General features: G+C 42.0%; 20 protein-coding genes. 13 read left to right on the forward strand and 7 right to left on the reverse strand.

The features are described from left to right. Positions 1-312: 312 nt before the first annotated feature. From fliD to AB4128_RS00645, 10 genes are read left to right on the forward strand one after another with little or no spacing between them, the layout of a single operon-like run. On the forward strand, positions 313-1668 hold the full coding sequence (gene fliD, locus AB4128_RS00600; RefSeq protein ID WP_372036292.1) for a flagellar filament capping protein FliD: 1356 nt from the start codon (positions 313-315) through the stop codon (positions 1666-1668). A 16-nt stretch (positions 1669-1684) separates the two neighbouring features. Further along, positions 1685-2065, forward strand: coding sequence for a flagellar export chaperone FliS (fliS, locus tag AB4128_RS00605; RefSeq protein WP_055025332.1), 381 nt, complete (start codon positions 1685-1687; stop codon positions 2063-2065). Further along, positions 2034-2360, forward strand: coding sequence for a hypothetical protein (locus AB4128_RS00610; RefSeq protein WP_055025333.1), 327 nt, complete (start codon positions 2034-2036; stop codon positions 2358-2360). The genes fliS and AB4128_RS00610 overlap by 32 nt, the downstream gene beginning before the upstream one ends. Further along, complete coding sequence (locus AB4128_RS00615) at positions 2350-3504, forward strand: flagellar hook-length control protein FliK (protein ID WP_372036294.1); 1155 nt, start codon at positions 2350-2352, stop codon at positions 3502-3504. The genes AB4128_RS00610 and AB4128_RS00615 overlap by 11 nt, the downstream gene beginning before the upstream one ends. A gap of 15 nt (positions 3505-3519) precedes the next feature. Further along, positions 3520-3978: a flagellar basal body-associated protein FliL gene (gene fliL / locus AB4128_RS00620; RefSeq protein ID WP_055025335.1), complete on the forward strand. Its 459-nt coding sequence runs from the start codon at positions 3520-3522 to the stop codon at positions 3976-3978. Between the two features lie 13 nt (positions 3979-3991). Further along, a complete protein-coding gene (locus AB4128_RS00625) occupies positions 3992-4714 on the forward strand; it encodes an RNA polymerase sigma factor FliA (protein ID WP_055025336.1) in 723 nt (240 codons plus the stop codon). Between the two features lie 15 nt (positions 4715-4729). Continuing rightward, complete coding sequence (gene motA / locus AB4128_RS00630) at positions 4730-5587, forward strand: flagellar motor stator protein MotA (protein ID WP_055025337.1); 858 nt, start codon at positions 4730-4732, stop codon at positions 5585-5587. Then, positions 5587-6588 (forward strand): flagellar motor protein MotB, encoded by a 1002-nt coding sequence (locus tag AB4128_RS00635; RefSeq protein WP_055025338.1) that lies wholly within the window; start codon positions 5587-5589, stop codon positions 6586-6588. The genes motA and AB4128_RS00635 overlap by 1 nt, the downstream gene beginning before the upstream one ends. Next, positions 6588-7013, forward strand: a complete 426-nt coding sequence (locus AB4128_RS00640; RefSeq protein WP_055025339.1) for a hypothetical protein — start codon at positions 6588-6590, stop codon at positions 7011-7013. Before AB4128_RS00635 ends, AB4128_RS00640 begins: the two co-directional genes overlap by 1 nt. A 56-nt stretch (positions 7014-7069) precedes the next feature. Continuing rightward, on the forward strand, positions 7070-7351 hold the full coding sequence (locus AB4128_RS00645) for a hypothetical protein (protein WP_055025340.1): 282 nt from the start codon (positions 7070-7072) through the stop codon (positions 7349-7351). Between the two features lie 8 nt (positions 7352-7359). Here AB4128_RS00645 and AB4128_RS00650 read toward each other — a convergent pair whose 3' ends face one another. Further along, positions 7360-8304, reverse strand: a complete 945-nt coding sequence (locus AB4128_RS00650; RefSeq protein WP_372036298.1) for a hypothetical protein — start codon at positions 8302-8304, stop codon at positions 7360-7362. Positions 8305-8482: 178 nt separating this feature from the next. Continuing rightward, entirely contained in the window at positions 8483-8935 is a 453-nt protein-coding gene (locus AB4128_RS00655; RefSeq protein WP_372036387.1) for an Lrp/AsnC family transcriptional regulator, read from the reverse strand. Positions 8936-9107: 172 nt separating this feature from the next. On the opposite strand from AB4128_RS00655, the gene AB4128_RS00660 reads away from it, so the two are divergent. Beyond that, entirely contained in the window at positions 9108-10286 is a 1179-nt protein-coding gene (locus AB4128_RS00660) for a monodechloroaminopyrrolnitrin synthase PrnB family protein (RefSeq protein WP_372036301.1), read from the forward strand. Between the two features lie 14 nt (positions 10287-10300). Next, positions 10301-11419 carry an aminotransferase class V-fold PLP-dependent enzyme gene (locus tag AB4128_RS00665; protein ID WP_372036389.1) on the forward strand — a complete coding sequence of 373 codons (1119 nt, stop codon included), beginning with the start codon at positions 10301-10303 and terminating at the stop codon, positions 11417-11419. A gap of 22 nt (positions 11420-11441) precedes the next feature. Here AB4128_RS00665 and AB4128_RS00670 read toward each other — a convergent pair whose 3' ends face one another. From AB4128_RS00670 to AB4128_RS00685, 4 genes are all read right to left on the reverse strand, one after another. Next, positions 11442-11972, reverse strand: a complete 531-nt coding sequence (locus tag AB4128_RS00670; RefSeq protein WP_055025344.1) for a type II secretion system protein — start codon at positions 11970-11972, stop codon at positions 11442-11444. Positions 11973-12002: 30 nt separating this feature from the next. Further along, a complete protein-coding gene (locus AB4128_RS00675) occupies positions 12003-13589 on the reverse strand; it encodes a sensor domain-containing diguanylate cyclase (protein ID WP_055025345.1) in 1587 nt (528 codons plus the stop codon). Between the two features lie 356 nt (positions 13590-13945). Then, positions 13946-15157, reverse strand: coding sequence for a dicarboxylate/amino acid:cation symporter (locus AB4128_RS00680; RefSeq protein WP_282167527.1), 1212 nt, complete (start codon positions 15155-15157; stop codon positions 13946-13948). Positions 15158-15250: 93 nt separating this feature from the next. Continuing rightward, complete coding sequence (locus tag AB4128_RS00685) at positions 15251-17473, reverse strand: carbohydrate-binding family V/XII (RefSeq protein ID WP_372036304.1); 2223 nt, start codon at positions 17471-17473, stop codon at positions 15251-15253. 216 nt (positions 17474-17689) lie between these two features. Here AB4128_RS00685 and AB4128_RS00690 point away from each other — a divergent pair, with 216 nt between their 5' ends. Then, positions 17690-18631, forward strand: a complete 942-nt coding sequence (locus tag AB4128_RS00690) for a LysR family transcriptional regulator (protein WP_372036305.1) — start codon at positions 17690-17692, stop codon at positions 18629-18631. 90 nt (positions 18632-18721) lie between these two features. Here the strand turns inward: AB4128_RS00690 and AB4128_RS00695 are convergent, their stop codons facing one another. Then, entirely contained in the window at positions 18722-20269 is a 1548-nt protein-coding gene (locus AB4128_RS00695; protein WP_372036306.1) for a hypothetical protein, read from the reverse strand. Positions 20270-20497 lie beyond the last annotated feature (228 nt).

Consider the following 20497-nt stretch of genomic DNA (forward strand, 5'->3'; position numbering starts at 1 on the left):
ATTTAAAAGAACTCTTACAATTCAACTTCTTTTTTATCTTTAACGCCCTCCCAGCATAAGTTGCAGTCTGCAGTTTACTATCAACGATAATAATCAGTAACTTAAATTCAGTTGCAACGATTTATGGTCGCTTTGAACCACTGTTAAACATAATTGTAAATAATAGACAAACTAACGGAAGCCCAGCTTCCACCCGGCTCAATAAAACGGAAGTCACCTAGCCGACAAGCAAACAATAAAAGATTACCAAACAACAGCTTAGTCATTGGCATAAAGATTGCCATTTAAGCTAGTTAGCCAATAGGAGTTGCCATGATTTCAGGTATGAGTGCCGCCTCATTTGCCGAGCAATTAGTTGCTGCAGAACGAATGAGTAAAGATGCTTTATTTAAAAACAACTTAGATAACAGCAAAGCACAAATTGATGCTTATAAAATTTTAGAACGCACCTTAAACAAGATGACCAGTAATCTGGAAAACTTAAACGGTGATGCCTTCGAAGGTAAAACGTCTGAAATTAGCGATGACAGTGCCACCATCACAGTAGACAGTGATGCACCTGCTGGCGTTTACGATTTATATGTTAAGCAGCTGGCTCAAGCGCATCAAATCACTAAATCCTTCACAAGTGAAGATGAAATTCTACCAACCACTGGTGTAGTCAGCATCGATGTCGGTGGCAATAGCATCGACATTGATATGGCTGAGCTTAACGCTTCTGGTAACGCAACGGTAAGTGACTTACGTGATGCAATCAATAATCATCCTGACAACCCTGGTGTCACAGCTTCTTTAGTCAGAACAGGTGGTCAAGTTGAATTGATGCTGACATCTGATGAAACCGGAAAAGACAACATTGTCACCATGGAGATGGATGACATTGACTGGGGTACTCAAGAAAGAATTAAAGCCCAAGATGCCGAGTTTACCCTTAATGGCATTGATATCACCAGTAGCAGCAATTACCTCGATAACGTCATTGATGGCGTCAATATCGAGCTGAAAAAAGCCCATAACGTCGGTGAAAGCGCCACGATTACCATAGGTAACGATACCGAAGGCACCGAAAAAGCCGTTAATGATTTTGTTGATTCTTTCAATGAATTAATGACGCAACTAAACCAACTCACCCGCTCAATGGGGAGCTCGGTTTTAGATGATATTAATGGCGACAAAGACAAAGATGATGACGATGAAGACGATGATGATGAAAACTCATCAGTCGGCGAAGATCAGATCGGTATTTTAAAAGGCGATTCAAGCCTGCGTATGCTGCAAAACAGTGTTCGTAACGCCATTTTCGATGAAGCCCCCAATGGCATGCGCCTCTCTGATATCGGCATTGAAATGGGTCGTGATGGCAAGCTGTCTGTCGACGATGAAAAGCTCTCTCAAGCCATTAGCAGTGACTCAGATGCGATCAAAGAAATGTTTACCGCTGACGGTGGTTACATTGATCGTATCGATTCAATCATCGACCCATTCACTAAAAATAATGGCTATATCGATTTAAAGCAAAAGAACCTTGATTCTCAAGTGGAGCAAATCGAAGACAACATGTCTCGTCATGATCAACGGATGAGTCAACGCTACCAAATTTTACTCACTCAGTTTACCGCAATGGAAAACACCATTAACAAGCTAAACACTGCTAGTGGCCTATTTTAATTAGGAAAAATGAACAATGTTGAACGAATACGATCCTTTTAATGCTTACAAGCAAACCACACTAGACGCCAGAGTCGCCTCAGCTAATCCCCATGAAATGGTGCGTATGTTGTTGGACGGTTTACTGGAAGAAATTGAGCGTACCAGTGGATACATGGAGCGACAAAGCTATGAAGATAAAGGGAAAAGTGTCAACAAGTGTCTCAACATTGTTCATGGTTTGGATTCGATGTTGGATTTAGAGAATGGTGGTGAAGTCGCCATCACACTAAACCGCCTCTACGACTACTGCAGTCGTCAATTAGTGACCGCTAGTGTTGAAAACAGCGTCACTGAGCTTACCCCCGTCATTAAGGTAATTACAGATGTCAGAGCCGGCTGGGCCAACCTCAACTAATCAGTGGCAGCAATTTGAAGCTGCACTGATTAAATATGCCAAAGCAAAAGACTGGAAGAAGGTAGAAAAAGTTAATGAGCTAATGATGATGGCGCTTACCGTTCAGGGTAAGCCCAAAACTCAGCAGCAATTATTGGCTCGCCAATCCCTTTCAATAACCCATCAATTGGTGATTGCTCAGGCTACAGCAGAAAAAGACTTGCTGAATAAAGAGATGAAGCAGTTCCAAGCAACAAAAGACGGTATCTCAGCTTATAAGCTAACCAGTCTTTGCGGTGAAATTTATGATAACTAATGTGTCCAATTTATCTGCGATGGCGAGTCATTCGTCATCGCAACCTTTTAGCATTTCAAGTGAGACACAATCAGATTTTGAGCATGAATCTCAAGGCGATATGGGATTTGTTATGCCCTTGCCATCATCCCTTGTCTCACCAGATAAAAACGTCGTCACATTGCCTCAAGAAAATGTGACTGTACAAAATAGTGCGATAAGCCACATCCCTGCCCACCTTATCAGTGAGATAAAGCAAAACCCCTATCTTGCAGGGGCGTTATCGGCATTAACAAATGAGTTTGATAGTAAAAATCCAGCGGCATTATCTCTAGCTTCAGAGCAAGTTAAGTCAGTTTTAAGCGAACTTTCGTTAATGCAAAATAGCGCGAATTCTCCATCATCAATTAGCCCTGAATTACGTGACTTTTTAGCTTTACTAAACCAGCAAGTTAGCCAGTCGTCAGCGCCATCACAAGCCCAGGTTAATCAATTAGCCTCTGGCTTGCCCAATGGTCAACAGCCGACATCGGTAACAACCTCCTTGGCACCACAAAGCATGCAGCCTGCGATGGAAATGCACCTCAATATGGCTCCAGCAGCGGCAATAACACCGCCAGTGACTGACGGGGTAAGCACAGAGTTAGATAATATTAACCAAGTCATTAACCAACTCAGTCAAACCGCAGCTAAAACACAAGCAACGAGCCAGTGGGGCCCTGTTTCAGTGTCTCAATCTGCGCCCATGTTACAGCAGTCGAACGAGCTGCTTTCTCCACTTCGGGATCAACTCAGGTTTCAAATTGATCAGCAAATTAAATCTGCTGAATTGCGTTTAGACCCACCTGAACTTGGCAAAGTAGAGCTCAATATTCGCCTTGATGGTGATCGGCTACATATTCAAATGCACGCAGCCAACAATAGCGTACGTGATGCCCTACAAATGGGGTTAGAGAGACTGCGTCATGATTTAGAAATGGAACATGGTGGTCAAATTGATTTTGAAATGTCGGACACCTCATCAGAGCAGCAACACACATCGCGTGACCCAATAACGCAGCAATTCATTTCAGAAGAAGCGAATCAACAACATGAGCAACAAGACGTTAGCTCACTCACTCAATCAGACTCATTAAAGCCTGAACAAGTTGATTTACTCGCTTAACAAAGGAAAAACACAATGGCTATAGGTAGCAAAAAAATCGGGAAATTAAGCGGATTAACTATGGTATTTCTTGCCTGGTCTGCAGGGATATTCTGGGTAGGTTGGAAGTCACCAGAGTTGTTCGGCGAGCCTTTCACCGCCTTTGAACCCGCGCCTAAGGTGGCGCAATTTTACCCGCTCGAAAAATTCATATTCTCGGTGCCGGGTAAAGACACCTCGCACTATTTGTTATTAGAGATGGCATTAAAAAGCCGATCTGATGATGCTGCCAACATCATTCGAGATGCTGATCCACTGATAAAAAATGCACTGATGAAAATGTTTTCCCAAAAAGAATATGAAGAACTTCATGCCAGCCACCAACTGGAATTACTGCAAACCGAAGCGCAAGTGTTATTGGCAACGGTGCTAACTGAAAACAATTTTTCCATTGAATTAGACGACGTTTTATTTACCAGAATGGTTATTCAATAAAAGGGGCTGTCATATGCAATCCGGTCAACTCGCTTATCAAGAAGCTTTTGAAGAGAAGCATGTCCACCGCTTATCTGAAGCGCAGGTTATGCAGCAATACTTGCCGTTAGTTAAGAAGTCAGTGTCTCACCTTAGAACCCATTGCGGTGCAGCTTTGGCCATAGAGGACATGGAACAAATAGGCATGATGGCTTTACTTGAGTCAGCAAGACGTTATCCGGGTGAATATGACAATGGGTTTATTTCTTTTGCAGGGCAACGGATCCGCGGCGCTATTTTAGATGAATTGCGCCGCCAAGACTGGCGCCCTCGTCCAGTAAGACAGCAAGCACATGAACTCAATGACACGGTCAGAAAGCTCATCAGAGAACTTGGCCGTGAACCAACTGATGTCGAAGTGGCTAAGTCCTTAGGTCTCAATAAGGAACAGTACCGTGATCGCTTATTTGCGACTCAATCAGAGTCAATGAAGAGTCTTGATGAGTTATTAACCGAAGGGGTTAACTTTAAGGATAAGAGTTGCTTTATTGAGCAAATAACCAATAAAGACACATTATTTAAAGCAATTTCGAAATTAAACAAAAGAGAGCAAGTAATCCTGTCGCTTTACTATCAACATGAACTTAATTTAAAAGAAATCGCTGCGACTCTTGGTTTAACTGAAACACGAATATGCCAACTACATAAACAGGCTATTGCGAATCTTCAGCAAATATATCAACAGTGGGAGCGATAATACCAGGCAGGAAATATGAGCAAGTTAATTGGGATATCGATCATTATTTTTTCAGTATTTGGTGGATATGTATGGGCAGGGGGCAGCCTAACCTCATTATGGCAACCTGCTGAAATCCTAATTATCTTTGGCGCTGGTTTAGGCGCATTAGTTATCGCCTCTCCCCGCGCCGTTCTCGATGAAATGGTTGAGCAAGTCAAATCTGTTTTCTCAACCGAAAAAGAAGATCCAGAGCTATACCCGCAGTTGTTTGGTTTAATGGGTATGCTAATGAGCCAAATCCAATCTCAAGGGCTAAAAGTTCTTGATGAACATATCGATAAGCCCAACGAAAGTTCCCTTTTCTTAATGTACCCAGCAGTGCTTGAACACCCTCAAGTACTGCAATTCCTCATCGACAACTTGCGCTTACAGTCGATTGGTAAGCTGTCACCTCACGATCTAGAACATATGCTAGCTGAGGAGATTGAACGGATTGAAGAAGACAGTCTTAGGCCTTCTCATGCTTTAGCCAAAATAGCTGAAGCCATGCCAGGGTTTGGTATCTTAGCTGCAGTAATGGGCATTATCATTACCATGTCTAATATTGACGGTCCAATTACCATGATTGGCGTCAAAGTCGCTGCCGCGCTGGTCGGTACCTTTATTGGTATTTTCGCCTGTTATTGTTTTTTTGACCCATTATCGAAATCTCTTGAACATTTAGTCGATCGTAAAAGTGCACAACTGCGTTGTGTTGCGGCCGCGCTCACCGCCTTTGCTAAAGGCAAACCTCCGATGCTCGCACTTGATGCCGGTCGTAAACAGATTCAATCAGAAAACCGTCCTTCATTTATTGAGCTTGAACGCTGGATTGAGGAGCAACGTGGCTAATGGCAATTCAACCCGAACCGGTGATCATTAGCCGGAAAAAGCGTAAGAAAAAACATGCCGCTCATGGCGGCGCTTGGAAGGTGGCCTTTGCCGACTTTACCTTGGCCATGATGGCATTGTTTATGGTGTTGTGGATCATGCAAGTGGCCGATCAACGAGAACGCACCTTAATCGTGCAATACCTCAAAGGCGACATGTTCTCATCGGGCCCAATAAACCCGTTTGATTTAAGCAACTCATCGTCCATTATCGATTTAGAAGGCGGCATGAGTATCGAAACCTCTATCGTGCCATCAGCAGGACAAGGTAAGAATGATATCGCTATCGATAAGCGTCACGCTCTAGGTGAACAAAGCTCTCCGTCAGGCAAAGGTAATGAGTTGAACTCAATCTTACCGGGTGAGTTTGAAACCCAAGCACAATTAGAGTTGTTGGCGCGCGAAATCGACAAGATTATTGCCAATGTCGATATGAGCGCCAATGTGAACTTACAAATAGTGCCTCAAGGGATTCGAATTCTTGTTCATGACAATGTTGAGCAATTCATGTTTACCCGTGGCAGTGCCACTATCCAACCTTACTTTGAAGATTTACTACTGGCTTTGGGTGAACTACTAGGGCAAATCAATAACGGTTTGAGTATTTCTGGCCATACCGACTCATTGCCATTTGCCGGTAGTACATTCACCAATTGGGAGCTGTCGAGCCAACGTGCATTACTTGCTAGACGTATTCTTGAGGCCGGTGGTGTTGACTATAAGCAAGTCGTACAAGTTACAGGCATGGCAGATCAGTCGCCTTATGTTCCAGACGAACCTGCAGCGGCGGCAAACAGGCGCATTGAGCTACTGGTATTAACCCAAGAGGCTGAAGACAGCCTGAGGATGATGACAGGGCTACAAAGCCGCCACAGTAAAGATAATCAAGATATTAATCTTAAAGTTGATTCAGCAATCAAAGCTGCCGAACAAAACATGCCAAGAACACGGTATCCAAACTAATGAATACAGATCAAGAGCAGGTGACGGAATTTATTGAGCGAGAGCAACGCGAGGAGACCACAGCACCTGTTGTCACAGATAACCGAGATCATATTAGACACAGTCTAAGAGAGTCCAATGAAGAGCTCGCACAAGCTTGCGATGGGATCAGCGTAAAGTTACATCAAAAAATCTGGTTTATCACTCAAGAGTTAGGGATTGCCAATATCAAAGATATTAGCTTAGGCGGAGTAGGATTAATCACTCCTCTTCAGCTTGAGCTAAATCAATCGATTTGGCTCGAAGTGGAGCAATCCTTATTTGAATTTACCATTATGCGACAGTATCCAATTAACCAAAGATTAAACTTTATTGGCGGCAAGTGGAAATCAAAGCCAGACGACATCAACAAACTCTTGGTGTATATCAATAACGCCAAAGCGTAACGACCGTAAACCACTGAATCACTAATGTTTCTGTCGTAAACGATAGGGAGAGAATTATGCGCGCCAGAGATAGAAGAAAAGGACCTGATGGCTTACAAAAGCTCTTTCTTTATCTGATATTGTTGGAATGGTTTTTACTGATTTATACGACCTCAACAATCAGTAAAATGACTTTTCGCCAAGGGCTGTTAACCTTAGCATTGCTTCTGGGTTTTAATTTAATTCTCGGTAAGCTTTGTACCAAAAGAGCTAAACGCACCACGGACGGTTATATTATTTATCCGGTGATTTGTGGCGGCTTACTGTCATTTTTATTGTTATTATTCTTTATTTTTTAAATCGTTCGTTATTGATTACAAGGTCGAGAGTCTGCTTTACAGGCTGATAAATTAACCTTAATACCTGTGGCAGTATCTTGCTGTAAAACCTGTAAACTCAATTGCGCTGCTTTTTGTTTCATCGCAATAAAGTCTGCATCATCGACAGAGCGAAAGGACCACAAGTCACCATCATCTAATGGCTCAGCCTGCGTGGCATCTAGGTGGTTAGCATGCCTATCATTTAAATAGGTAAACTCAACGTTAAGTATATTATCAACACCTAAGCGGGTAACCTCAGCTGCGGTAATTGCAGCTTCATCACCCCCTGTCGCATTTATCGCCTGTGTATCAATAATCGCATCAAACCGAGATTGATCAGCAAAATGAAACACCAAATTGGGTGACAGATGCTTAAAGGTAAACCCCATTTGATTCGTCATGAATTTACCGGCCTGCCAGCGCTGATAAAGTGACGTAAATGAGGCATCTTGCTGCCACATTTTAACGACCTGTGCTTGGTATTTATCTTGTAACAAGGTCCAAGCTGAAGCAACTAGGTTTGGATCAACCTGTATATTAAACGGGCTAAAGAAATCGTGTTGTAGTAGATATTCCGCCAATACAATGTATTGCTCACGCACAATGTGTGGCAATGTTAGGCGCTTTATCGTGGAGTAATCGGAGAGCTCACAATACCCCTTTGTTGCCGAGCGGCGGTAATCACTACATACTTCCACTTCAAGCTTTTTGACATCAAAACGTCGCACCTCAAAGTGACTAAAGTTGACAACATCAATCTGTTTTTGCTCTCTATCTTGTAAAGCATTAAGCGCCGCATGGTGAAAATCGGCATCTGTACGACAATGATTACATTGGATACTAATTTGAGTATTAAATACATTAGCCTGAATAGATCCACTCATAAGCAATAATGCTATTAAAATAAGCCAAGCAAAGTTAACGCTTTTCATTCAAAGTCCATTTCCAACAACGTCTATCATTTGCAACCACCCAGTAAATGATATTGAGTGTTCACTAAAAACCCAGAGGCAATATTGCACCTAGCCTATCGTATAAACTAACAGTATTACATCAACTTAAGACTGCAATCTCTTAATTTCACCCTATGTTCTACAGCCTTTTCAAAGGTTAGATGGGTAACACAGTACGACTGAAGTTTTGTTTAAGCACCACAGTCGATTCAATCCCAGCAACACAATCAATGCTCCCTAAAGCTGACTTCACAAATTGCTCATAACTCAATAAATCGGCTGCCACAATTTTTAATAGGTAATCATATGCTCCTGTCACCACAGAACACGCCATAACTTGTGGCAATTGAGCAACAGTAGACTCAAACAAGCGCGCCGAATTATCAGAATTTTCTTTTAATCGAATAAAAGCGTATACCACGACATTTAAATCCAACTTTTTAGGTTCTAAGTGGGCACCATACCCAATAATGACGCCCTGCTGTTCGAGTTTTTTCACTCGCCGTAAACAGGGAGTGTCTGACATATTTAGTTGATTAGCTAACTCAGATATCGCAATACGACCTTGATGCTGTAGCACATTGAGTAATTGTCGATCCTTTTTATCCATCGTGAGTAACCCAGCTTGAAATGAGTGAATTTCACTCAAATTATCACATTTTTGAGTTAATTCCTGCGCAAAGATGAATTTTTAGCCACTCAATTTGGTGAATTTCCCCCACGGCATAATGCTAGCCTAGATCCCATTACATTAAACCTATACCAGCATAAGAGTGTCATCGATGAAAACACCGACCCGCCATACCCAAGCTTTTGATGAATGGATCCGTCATCGATTTGTGGCGATAAATGATCAGCTTGAGCAGGCCTATTTTGAGCAAGCTGATAAAAACAATGTCGAAGGTATTGGCGATGACATAAAACAAGTGTTACTCACTCAAGGTAATGACTTAATCAGTCATTTATTGGAGGAAGGCAATACCGATCAAGGATTTGACAGTGCCTTCGATTTGCTCGGTAATGTGGGATTATTTATGGCAGCGTGTCGTCGTCATGAAATTACAGAGCCCTCCAGAGAAACCCACTCGCCTCTGAAACAAGCATCGGCATTAGCGATGCATATTGGCGCCTCTATTGGTGTCACGCCCAGATTCGCAACCGCACATTTAACCACCCACAACCGTGCACTTAATGGCACATATAAACGCTTTACCAGCCTCGAAGACGAGCAGATATTTGTCGACTACAACACCAAAGGGATTTTGGCATATAAACGGGCAGCTGATGCCCTACTAAAAATCCAACCTTTAGGTATTTCCCACCCGATTTGCTTCGACCTATTAACCGTCGCAGAACAGGCATTATCTGAAGTTATAGATTCAAATAGCCGCTTATTCAATAAATTAGATGCAGACCGATTTTTCTATTGTGTTAGACCTTATTACAAACCCTATCGAGTAGGTTCACAGGTTTATCGTGGCGCCAATGCGGGTGACTTTGCGGGTATCAATGTGATTGATTTACAGCTAGGGCTATGTGCTGCCAACGACCAATCTTACTCTCAACTTTTAGTCGATAAATTTTTATACATGATGCCTGAGGATCAGCGGATTTTACGTGACTGCATGCGCCGTCAAAGCATCATGGATGACTTCTTACTTCAACGTTCAGCCAGTCAACAAGCTTGGTATCAAAAAAATCTGCAACAATTTCTTGTGGTGTGCCAACGCCATGGTCAAGGCGCCATTCAGCATCACGACCAACTTGTAAGTAAGTATATTAGCCAGCCATCTACCGACATGGCACAACAACATATGGCAAAAGTCACCGCCAGTGGTCCGCCATTGCCAGTATTGATTGCAGCGCTAGAGAAGCTTCGAGACCGCCGTGCAGCAAACAAACGTGATGATATTCACACTCGTTTTGACGATATAAAAACATTACAGGCCAGCTTAAAATGAATCAATCACAAAGCATGAGCGACACGTTGAAACAGGACTTTTGTTTAGCCGATGGCACATATTTGCTCAGCCATTCGGTGGGCAGGCCGCTTATTAGTGCCCAACAAGCCTTCGGGGAAGCGTTCTGGGCGCCGTGGCAACAAAGCAATATTGAGCCTTGGCAGCAATGGCTTACAATAATAACCGATTTTCAACACGCCCTAGCTAGACTATTTCATCACCAAGCCGATGCGTTTTGCCCCCAGGTAAACTTGTCAAGTGGACTCACTAAGCTAGTGATGTCCATTCCTCGATTGCAACGTCGTAATAGCGTCATTTTAATGAGTGAAATTGACTTTCCGAGTATGGGATTTGCAATAAAGAAAGCATTACCAGACTGTGAAATTCGTTTTATTCCTAAACAGCTAGATATCACCAATGAAGCTGTTTGGCAGTCGCATATCAGCGAGGATGTAGACTTAGTTTTTATTAGCCATGTTTATTCCAATACCGGTCAACAGGCACCAATTCGCCATATAATTAACCACGCAAAGCTGCAAGGTTGCCTGAGTTTAATTGACGTCGCTCAGTCAGCTGGGATTATTCCCATTAACCTAAGCGAACTGAACCCAGATTTTATGATTGGCTCTAGTGTTAAGTGGTTATGCTCAGGCCCGGGCGCTGCTTACTTATGGATTAACCCGTGGCAATTAAAAAATTGTCGCCCGCAAGATGTCGGCTGGTTTTCCCATGAAAACCCTTTCGAGTTTGATATCCATCACTTTAGCTATCACCCGAGTGCACTGAGGTTTTGGGGAGGAACGCCTTCGATTTCGCCATACGCTATTGCGACAAATAGTCTGCAATATTTCCACCGTATCGGCATTGAGCATTTGCGCCAGCACAATCAACAAATGATCCAAAAACTCACTAAGGCCCTTGCTGACTTTACGGTATCACCGCGAGATGCTTCACGCCAAAGCGCAACAGTCATTTTAGATTTTGGAGCGCGACAACAACATATTATGACAATGCTTAAAAAGCATAATATCAGCGTTGATGCACGTAATATGGGAATACGAGTGTCACCACATATTTATACTGATGCTGATGACATCCACACTTTTATTGATCGAATCCAAGCAGAGTACTAAACAAAACCAGCAAACTAGCAAACTAGCAGCCAGCAAGATCCCTCTCAATTAGTGGGGTTTCGATGGCAGTTTGAGGCTCTGAGTAACGAATTTCACAGTCATTCACTGAGTAATCTGCAGCAGGCCTGATACGTAAGCCACTTCGGCCACCAATATTGTAACGGGTCAGTTCAAAGTCATCTCCATCAACAATATTTATTGCTCGCGCTATACCCGCTTCAGTGTTTCTTGGATAACCATAAGCTAAACTTATTCGTTCACCTTCAACTACAATAGTATTGCTACCACTTGCTGGCGCAGTTGAGTCACAATCTCGACTGATAACACACGCTGAGTGAACGAGCTCTTTAGCACTACCAATGGCACCTGACACGCCTTGCATTTGACCTGCGTAAGCATCTTGTTTTAAGTCAATGAATTTCGGCGCAGCAATGACAGATAAAATGCCCAAAACAATAATCACAACGACAAGCTCAATTAAACTAAACCCTTGCTCACGTTTAGAAAAACAAGCCATCTGCTGAGGCTTATTAGGCATATAGAGACTGCGCATATCCCCTCCAAAAATAACAACAAAGCACCATCAACTTGCCACCGCAACTTGGTTTTTACCTTGATGTTTTGCACGATACATTGCGGTATCAGCACGATGAATTAAGCTATCCGTGTCTTTATCTTTCCCTATTGATAGCGCAAGCCCAATACAGGCGCTAATTGCTATCACTTTATCCTCAATAATCAATGGTTCACTGAATAATTGTAGTAGTTTTTCAGCGGCACATTCAGCTGCCACGATAGAATCCATATTTGGCATCAGCACAATAAACTCATCGCCACCGTATCGAGCTAATACATCATCAATGAACAAATGTTTATTGACCTTGTCAGCCAAGGTTTTCAATAAGATGTCACCGACTTTGTGGCCGTATTGATCATTGACGGCTTTGAAACCGTCGAGATCTATAAACAATAAAGAAAAGTGTTTACTCTCGTGCAATAACGACGCTATTTGCTCCCTGATTGCCACACGGTTGGCAAGCCCAGTCACTGTGTCATGGTTAGCTAAATGAAGCGCTTTAGCCTGCGCTTGAGCCAAATCAGCGGTTCTGCGTGCGACTCTAATTTCTAGCTCTTCTCGACCATTACGAATTTCTAATGACATTTGTCTAAAACTATCGAATAACTTGGCAAATTCAGCAGTATGAAAACCACGATAACGTCGAGAAACAGTATCGCTAGCCTCTTCGGTAATAAGGCGTGTTTTAGCCGTTAAAATATCAATTGGGCGAGTGATTAAACCAACAATCCACCAGCTAATAGCGCAGCACACCAATAACGAAACAAACGCAATCAATAAGGTCACTTTAATCACATCAAATGCACGTTGATCTAACTCAGTCAATGGCTGCGGTATCATCACGCCCCAACCTGTTGCTGGCACAACATCAAATCCCGCAATCATATCTGCTTTCACTGCAGGTGAATAAAACTGGCTCACGCCAGACTCTCCCGCCATCATTTGCTGAACGATACTGATCTTGCTGATGTTTTTAGCTTCAGACTGCCATTGTTTATTTGGGTGCGCCAATACATTTCCTAACTGATCGACAATAGCAGCATGTCCTTTCTCACCAAAAATGACCGCATTTTGCACTTGTTCAATATAAGTCGCTTTTAAGGTAGCTAACCAAATATTCCCATCTGCGGTTTGACGGATCATGTACAAAGTGGGCACAGCGACACCTTGTTTATGTACAGGAGTAAATCGTGCTTGCGCTAGCCCTGTTAACTCAAAAGGATTGAGCTCGCTGGTTAAGTCTTCAGGTTGAGCTTGCTCTGAGCCCAAAAGCACCCTTTTACGCTGACCATTTGGCTGATACATGGCAATAGATGCGACATCAATGGAGTTCAATAGCAGCTGCATATCATTATCTAATTCAGCTTTGTTGGCGCTGGTATTGGTCACCGCAGTAAATATGGCTAAGGCATCCACAGCATATCGATTTAATGCCGTGGTAATGTTATTGGCAAGCAATAAGTGCTTGTCATAGACCATCTTATATTCGTTTTCGAGGGCAGAATTTGCAGACCAAAATGAAATTGCTGTAATGGGGATTATTGACATAAAAGTCATCACCAGAAACAGTAAATGACGAAAAGGTAATTTCATTGAGATTCCATGCTCAGGTTACTTCGCTAATTTACGATAATAAAACTGCGTATAGAAACGCGGCTCAGTCATGTCATCACGCATTAGCATCTGTTATACGCCTTAAAATGACGTTTATTTTTCTCATACTTAGTCAATTAATCTACATAATGTTGCATGAGCTAAGTGTAAAATAATGTTACAAAATTTGATGCGCATTGTTACATATGCTCAAAGACTGTTCAACCATTAGCGTCGAAAACTGAATAGTTACTCTAGTTGCAATGAATGGCCTATAGCAATAAGCAGTAAAAGCCATTCTCACAATCATCAAACCTGGTTATTTAGATAATAAAACACGCTGATTGATAAACGATTTAACCGACTGATTCGGCCTGATATTGTTTACCATTAATTCGCTCAATAATCTGCGTTGCGGTTAAATCATGCACTACGTTAATCACGGTTGATGCCGCATCTGTAATTGCTCCCAGAATCACCAAAATAGGGATCACCTCAAGGGGCAGTCCCAAGGTGGTGACAATAAAGATTTCTCCAAGAAAAGCGCCTCCCGGCACCCCGCCAATCACAAACGCAGACAATACCGAAATTAAAATGGTGAGCATGAATACCTCAGAGGTAAACTCCATCCCCAGTAACGAGTATATAAACACTATCTTCAAAGCCGTGATCATTGCTGCACCGCCTTTATTTAAGTTCACCAATAACGGCAAACTTATCTCAGCAATCTGCTCATTCAAGCCCATTTTGCTGGCACTGCGAATATTGACTGGTAAGGTCGCAAGTGATGAACTGGTGCCCAATGCTGTTACTGCTGGTGCCAGCATATGTTGCCAAAAGCGCTTTACTCCCTGAATACCACCACCAAGCCATGCGTATACTGTTGACCCTAAGGTGAGGTAGACCAGAGTCGCCACCAAGAATAATCCTACGGCACGGGCAAAGGTGCCCATTAACTCTGCATCTTGGCTGGCCATAGTGGCAGCAAAATAGGCCCCTAAGCCAATAGGCGCAAGATACATTAATATGGCAATGATTTTCATGATGACTGTATTTAAGCTATCCAATAACGCAGAAACTTTACGTCCATCTTCGCCTGATTGACCAATGGCAATGCCACTAATCACTGACATAATAATTAATGCCAAAATATTCGATTTAGACAATAACCCCACAAAATCATTCGCTGTCAATAAACTTACAAAATCCATACTCCCTGCGGTTTCCACAGTCTCTTTAAGCTCAAGCGTCACGCCTTGAGCAGGATCATAAGCCAGTGCTAACAACACAATGCCAATTGCGGGGATCATAGCCATCATTACCGATACCGCCATGATCGAGGCGAGAATCGCCCCTAATGCTTTTAAGTCTGTCATTTTGGCAATCGATGACATAACGCTAACTGCAACTAATGGCACGATAATCATGAACAATAAATTCAGAAAAATTTGCCCGATAGGTTTAAGTTTTATTGCCATTTCTGGCAGTAAAAAACCAAACATCCCACCCAGCATTAACGCCACAAGTAGAATTATCGATGAGCGATAAGCTTTAAGTGTGTTCCACATAAATCCATTCCATTATTAACATCTGATTTCAATCTTTATTTCAATGATGCAGAAGTGAATAAAGCCTGTAAAAACAGGCTTTATTCATCTGAACTAGCGACGTCCCCTAGCATGACCTTCTCTTGCCATACCGGATTGACGAGCTTGTCGTGAACGATTCAAACTTTGATGATCAAAGCCGCCAGTAGGACGGCTACGGTTAATTGAATTATTCATATTTGAAGGTCGTGTTGTCGGCCTACTTGACGGCATAGTAGAAGGCCTAGACGTGGGCTGAGTCGATGGACGACTAGACGGCAAAGTTGAAGGCTTGCTTACACTGCTAGGTTTACTCAAATCACGAGTAGACGGCGCAGTATTCCATTTACCATCACTGCGATTTTCCCACTTACCTTGATTATCACGAGCCACGTTGCCGTGCTTATCGGCAAACACATCATTTGTACGATTCTTGTTGTGCGTCGCTTTTTTAAGGTTTTGATTAGCAATTGCAGGGCTGGCTAACCGATCTCGGGTCGCAGGGCGTTGATATAAGTTATCTCGACCGACTCGATTACCATTAATATTAGCTTTATTCATTCTATTGGAAATTTTAGTACGATTACCGACATTGATACTGTTCCCAATGTTGATGTCACCAGTATTGATCACTACAGGACGGCGATAACCGCCACCATAGTAACCACCACAACAACGATAAGGTCGATGATAACCATAACCTCCGCCCCACACGACGCCTGCACGGAAAAAACCATTACTCCATGTCACACCCACATTCCAGCCTGTCCAAGGGTTATAGCCAACATGCAAGCCCCAGGTTGGTGGACGAGGATAATAATAGCGGCCCCAATAAGGTGGGTAATACCAGCCCGTACCGTAAATTGGTACGCCATAGTATGGATACGACCACATATAACCAGGGGTATATCCAACATACACCACCTCTGGGGTTGAATCATAAACTTGCACATAGGTCGTGTTATAAACAGGTGAGCTAGCCGGTATTTGCGCGATTTCTTCATTCGGGATCTCATCAGCAACAATCCACGGACCTTTAGCCGTTTTTGATGTAAACCACACACCATTATCAACGGCGTAATACACCTTATTAATCAACAAGACTTGGGTAGAGGTATTCACAGCATAAGAAACAGCTGTGCCAGTTACAGCTTCAAACTTAGGTTCGCCGTCATATTCGACTTCTAGCTTGGCTTCATCACGTTTAATGGCTGCAGTTTGTGGAATTTGCGCATCGAGCATCGCTTGATTAGCTTCATCAGTGCCAGCAACTGATACTCTCAAGCCACCAATATCAGACTCAGGTGGAATATCATTAAAGCTTTCAGGTAACTTATCACCTCTCACAAAGGCCCAAGGACCAGCTTGTTTTTTCGACTTAAACCAGCGTCCAGAAAGCAAAACATACATGTCGCCTGAACTGGTTTCTCTAATCCACGGTGTTTCGGTATTACTAACGTACAATAACTTACCATCAATCAGACTCAGCCATTTAGGGGCACCATCTGTCGAGACTAACTCAGTTGGTTCATCAGAAGTAATAATCTGCGGCGCATTAGCCGTACTTTTAGCTGGCTCGTCATCTTCGGTATTAACCATACTGACCAAGTCTTCAGGTGGATAAAGAGTGACTTGCCAAGGCCCCATTGGATCGTCCGCAACGTACCAATAAGTCCCACTGCTCAAGTACAGTTTTTTAGACTTTTTATCTCTAGCCACTGCGAATGGCGTATTCAGTATTCGCTCGTAATCACTATTGTCGATATCACGGAATTGAGGTTCGCCATCATAAGACAGCAACACACTCAGCCTTGAGCTGAAAATAATTTCTGGCGCGTCATTTTTAATATTATCTAAACTGCGTTTAACTTGGTCTGCGGTTTCTAAACTTGCAGAAAGGCGTGCCATTGAGATTTCAAAACTGGTGCTCGCTAATGCTTCAGATACCGTATCGGTAAAGGTTTGCTGATCTTCTTCAGTTGATGACGGCCAGCGGACTTCTGTCACCTGAATATTGCGCACCGTAGTGACATCATCATTTGTATCGATTCTGGCACTAAACCAAAAAGCGCCAAATACTGGGTCTGCTTGGTCTTTCACTTCAAACGACATAGCCGCACGACTTTGCAGCACATTACCTTCAAGCGATTCTGGCTGCGGTTGGTAAACAACTAATGTTCCTAACTTGGTTTCGACTTCTTGAGGCCATTCGAGAGCAAATACAGAAAAGGAACAAATCCAAAGCGTCAAGCTAATGCAAAGCTTATGAAACCATCGATGACTGGCGTAATTAATCATTATCCTTCCTTAGTCTTAGCTGGCGTAATATTGAGTATAACGGGCTGTGCTGAATTCGCTGCGAACAGTAGCAACGATTAATCCATTTGATTGCACAATTAATATACCGACAATTAACTGCAAAAGGGAAAAATCTTTATAAAATACAACTATAAATTGAGATAAGTAGAGGATAACTGCTAGATTAGATTCACCAGCAAAATGAAAGGCAAAACCATGGCTAAAAATTTATTTCAGAACCTTGATTTGAACCTGTTACATGTCTTTTTCATTTTGTACCAAGAACGAAATATGCGTTTAACCGCCAATCGTTTATTCGTCACTCAGCCCGCTATCAGTAAATCACTACAAAAGCTTCGCCATCATTTTGATGAAGAGTTGTTTGTGAAAATATCTACTGGCCTTGAACCTACATCATTTGCTGACAAGCTTTATAAAAGTGTTAGCCCAATCTACCAAAATCTTGAAATTGCGATTAACAGTGCCAATGTTTTTTCACCTGAAGCGTTAGATGACACGCTAAATATTGCCCTTTCTTCATTCTTACTCAACAGTATCGGCAGTAAGCTGTATGGCATAATTCATGCTGCGGCACCAAACTGCAAAGTTCATATGTATAAATGGTCTAATGACACTTTAGCTAGTATTCAACAAGATCAAATACATTTAGGAATTAATTATCAAGTAAGTCAGTTACCTGGAGAGATTTCTGAAACTGTCATAGCTCAAGATACGTTTAAATGCTATGTGAGAAATGGGCACCCTTGTAAAAAGAATATTATCACTATCCCTGAAGCTGCCGAATTTGACTTTGCCACTATCATCGCAGCAGATTGGAATGCCACTCGCACTTTTGCTCAACAAGTCTTTGAAAAATATAATCTAGATTACTCAATTAAGTTTCGTTCAGAACTGCCTTCTGCTGTTATTGAGGCCGTGAGTAAAACAGACATGATTGTGCCTTTATCTGGCTTTCTTGATATGAGTCTTTACCCTCAATTACGTGCTATTAAGTTTAAAAACAAAGAAAAATGGCTTCAGCAAGACATTGCTACATATATCCACTATAAAAACCGTTCTAGTCCATTAATGAATTGGCTTAGCCACCTTATTGCACAAGTATTTGATGAGAGTTCACAAAAAAGCCCAGCACAATAAAGTACTGGGCGTGAGCAACCAAATGGCTAAAATTTAGGTAGATAGGTATTGAAACACAATCAATACCTCATTAATCAAGCTCTAGGCCGATTACTGTTTAACAATTTCGAAATTAGTAAGGCTAAATTGATGTTGATTTAGTGTCGTGCTGCCACTTCTTAGAACCGCATGACTACCTAACGCATCAACCCCCTGATACGACACAAGTTCACAATCTTGGTTAGCTTTTGTAAATGTGTCCCAATCTTGAGTTAATTGATAACTAATACTGTCTGCTTGCAGCCCTGCTTTACAATAAAAGTTAATGAACGCGTCTTGTTCATTCTCTAATGAAACTTGCGGGTTAGCTAACTCTGATAACGTTGTCACGCCTGCTTCAAAGCCTTCTATTTGAATACCAACTGAAGTACGTGACTGGGTATTTTTTATTTCCACACTTTGTCCTACGCACGTGCCATTATCAACACGATGATAATCACAATCCTCTTCTACAATAACGTCATATGACATATGTACTTGAACGACATCATCCTCTTGAGCTTGAGCATTACGATGAATAATGTTCACCAAGCCTAAGCCAAACTCATGACGTCCTTTTTGAAACGCTAATTCGCTTCTTTCTTCCGTAAACTCTGCCCAAGAGTTGAAGTTCTCAGCGTCTCCAGCACTACACGAATTCGTGTCGTAATACTTCACAGTTTCATCGCTAAAAATGGTCGCACATTTAGTTGCAACGCCATCAGATAGCCAAATATTGGTGTAGCCATATAATTCATCGTCTTTTTTCATCCATGCTTCAAATTTAACTTGTGCAATAGAAACATCAGAAGGCACTAATAAACCAGTCTGTGGAAACGCTTCAGAATTTACAATTGCAGTATAAGTAGCAGTTTCAAGATCAAGGGCTACCAATTCTAACCCCTTATAGCTAAAATCCGGCTCTGGAATAGCTGGCTCTTGAGGCTCAGCAGGTCGATCAACAATATCCCAATCGTTCTCAATTTCGAAACCACCATCACCTTCAATGATGTACCACTTATGATGTTGGCCTACTACAGCATCTAATTCTTGTTCGAAAGGTCCCATTTCTGTAACCCCTTCGATAATGTATGTTTCACCATTTACGAATGCGTGAAAGTAGCTTTTCTCTTCGCTGTCATATAGCTCTTCACCATTAACCTTAATGTTGTCGATTTTTTCACTTGAATCAACCGTCACATAAGTAAAATGCCTATTCTCAAGCGTCATTGTGTACGAATCGATATCTGTCGCAACCGTCATATTTCCCGCTACAGAATACTCATCTGTGACTTCAGCTTCTAACTTTTCTAAGATTTCACCATGTACAACTTCTAAATGGTAACCATCTCTTACTTCAAAGGTATAACTATCATCAATACTGAAAGGACCAATCGCTTCTTCTTTATTATCAACTCCGTTAATAAGAAGGTAATAATCATCAGTTAATAAATGATCGCTAGCAGAACCTGCAACATCTGTGGCCATAGGATCGATAATTAACCCGTAGTCAAAACCAACAGTAATGGTTCTGTAATCACTTTCTGGAGATGAAGAATCTGATGAACAAGCTGTCATTAAAGCAGCAGTAACGAGCGTGGTTAATAGTTTAACTTTCATTTGTTTCTCTCATTAAATTTAGTCTTGAGGATGAGTGGTCCCATCTTGTTGCTATACCGTCACCTGACTGTGTAAGCGCTTGTTATGCAGCGTATATTAGTGACTAAAATGAAAGGTGAATAATTGTTAATCCTTATTAGCATCATAACCAAAAGTTATCAGATACATATTGATACAATTAAATTTGGAATGAGATAAAGCGAAAAGTAACCAATAAAAAAGCCCTTG

The organism is Shewanella sp. 10N.286.52.A9 (genome assembly GCF_041468985.1).
In the GTDB taxonomy this organism is placed as follows: Bacteria; Pseudomonadota; Gammaproteobacteria; order Enterobacterales; family Shewanellaceae; genus Shewanella; species Shewanella japonica.

Excerpts from the sequence above, each read along its gene's own strand:
- fliD (WP_372036292.1), top strand. The coding sequence starts at position 313 with ATGATTTCAGGTATGAGTGCCGCCTCATTTGCCGAGCAATTAGTTGCT.
- fliS (WP_055025332.1), top strand. The coding sequence starts at position 1,685 with ATGTTGAACGAATACGATCCTTTTAATGCTTACAAGCAAACCACACTA.
- AB4128_RS00610 (WP_055025333.1), top strand. The coding sequence starts at position 2,034 with ATGTCAGAGCCGGCTGGGCCAACCTCAACTAATCAGTGGCAGCAATTT.
- AB4128_RS00615 (WP_372036294.1), top strand. The coding sequence starts at position 2,350 with ATGATAACTAATGTGTCCAATTTATCTGCGATGGCGAGTCATTCGTCA.
- fliL (WP_055025335.1), top strand. The coding sequence starts at position 3,520 with ATGGCTATAGGTAGCAAAAAAATCGGGAAATTAAGCGGATTAACTATG.
- AB4128_RS00625 (WP_055025336.1), top strand. The coding sequence starts at position 3,992 with ATGCAATCCGGTCAACTCGCTTATCAAGAAGCTTTTGAAGAGAAGCAT.
- motA (WP_055025337.1), top strand. The coding sequence starts at position 4,730 with ATGAGCAAGTTAATTGGGATATCGATCATTATTTTTTCAGTATTTGGT.
- AB4128_RS00635 (WP_055025338.1), top strand. The coding sequence starts at position 5,587 with ATGGCAATTCAACCCGAACCGGTGATCATTAGCCGGAAAAAGCGTAAG.
- AB4128_RS00640 (WP_055025339.1), top strand. The coding sequence starts at position 6,588 with ATGAATACAGATCAAGAGCAGGTGACGGAATTTATTGAGCGAGAGCAA.
- AB4128_RS00645 (WP_055025340.1), top strand. The coding sequence starts at position 7,070 with ATGCGCGCCAGAGATAGAAGAAAAGGACCTGATGGCTTACAAAAGCTC.
- AB4128_RS00650 (WP_372036298.1), bottom strand. The coding sequence starts at position 8,304 with ATGAAAAGCGTTAACTTTGCTTGGCTTATTTTAATAGCATTATTGCTT.
- AB4128_RS00655 (WP_372036387.1), bottom strand. The coding sequence starts at position 8,935 with ATGGATAAAAAGGATCGACAATTACTCAATGTGCTACAGCATCAAGGT.
- AB4128_RS00660 (WP_372036301.1), top strand. The coding sequence starts at position 9,108 with ATGAAAACACCGACCCGCCATACCCAAGCTTTTGATGAATGGATCCGT.
- AB4128_RS00665 (WP_372036389.1), top strand. The coding sequence starts at position 10,301 with ATGAGCGACACGTTGAAACAGGACTTTTGTTTAGCCGATGGCACATAT.
- AB4128_RS00670 (WP_055025344.1), bottom strand. The coding sequence starts at position 11,972 with ATGCGCAGTCTCTATATGCCTAATAAGCCTCAGCAGATGGCTTGTTTT.
- AB4128_RS00675 (WP_055025345.1), bottom strand. The coding sequence starts at position 13,589 with ATGAAATTACCTTTTCGTCATTTACTGTTTCTGGTGATGACTTTTATG.
- AB4128_RS00680 (WP_282167527.1), bottom strand. The coding sequence starts at position 15,157 with ATGTGGAACACACTTAAAGCTTATCGCTCATCGATAATTCTACTTGTG.
- AB4128_RS00685 (WP_372036304.1), bottom strand. The coding sequence starts at position 17,473 with ATGATTAATTACGCCAGTCATCGATGGTTTCATAAGCTTTGCATTAGC.
- AB4128_RS00690 (WP_372036305.1), top strand. The coding sequence starts at position 17,690 with ATGGCTAAAAATTTATTTCAGAACCTTGATTTGAACCTGTTACATGTC.
- AB4128_RS00695 (WP_372036306.1), bottom strand. The coding sequence starts at position 20,269 with ATGAAAGTTAAACTATTAACCACGCTCGTTACTGCTGCTTTAATGACA.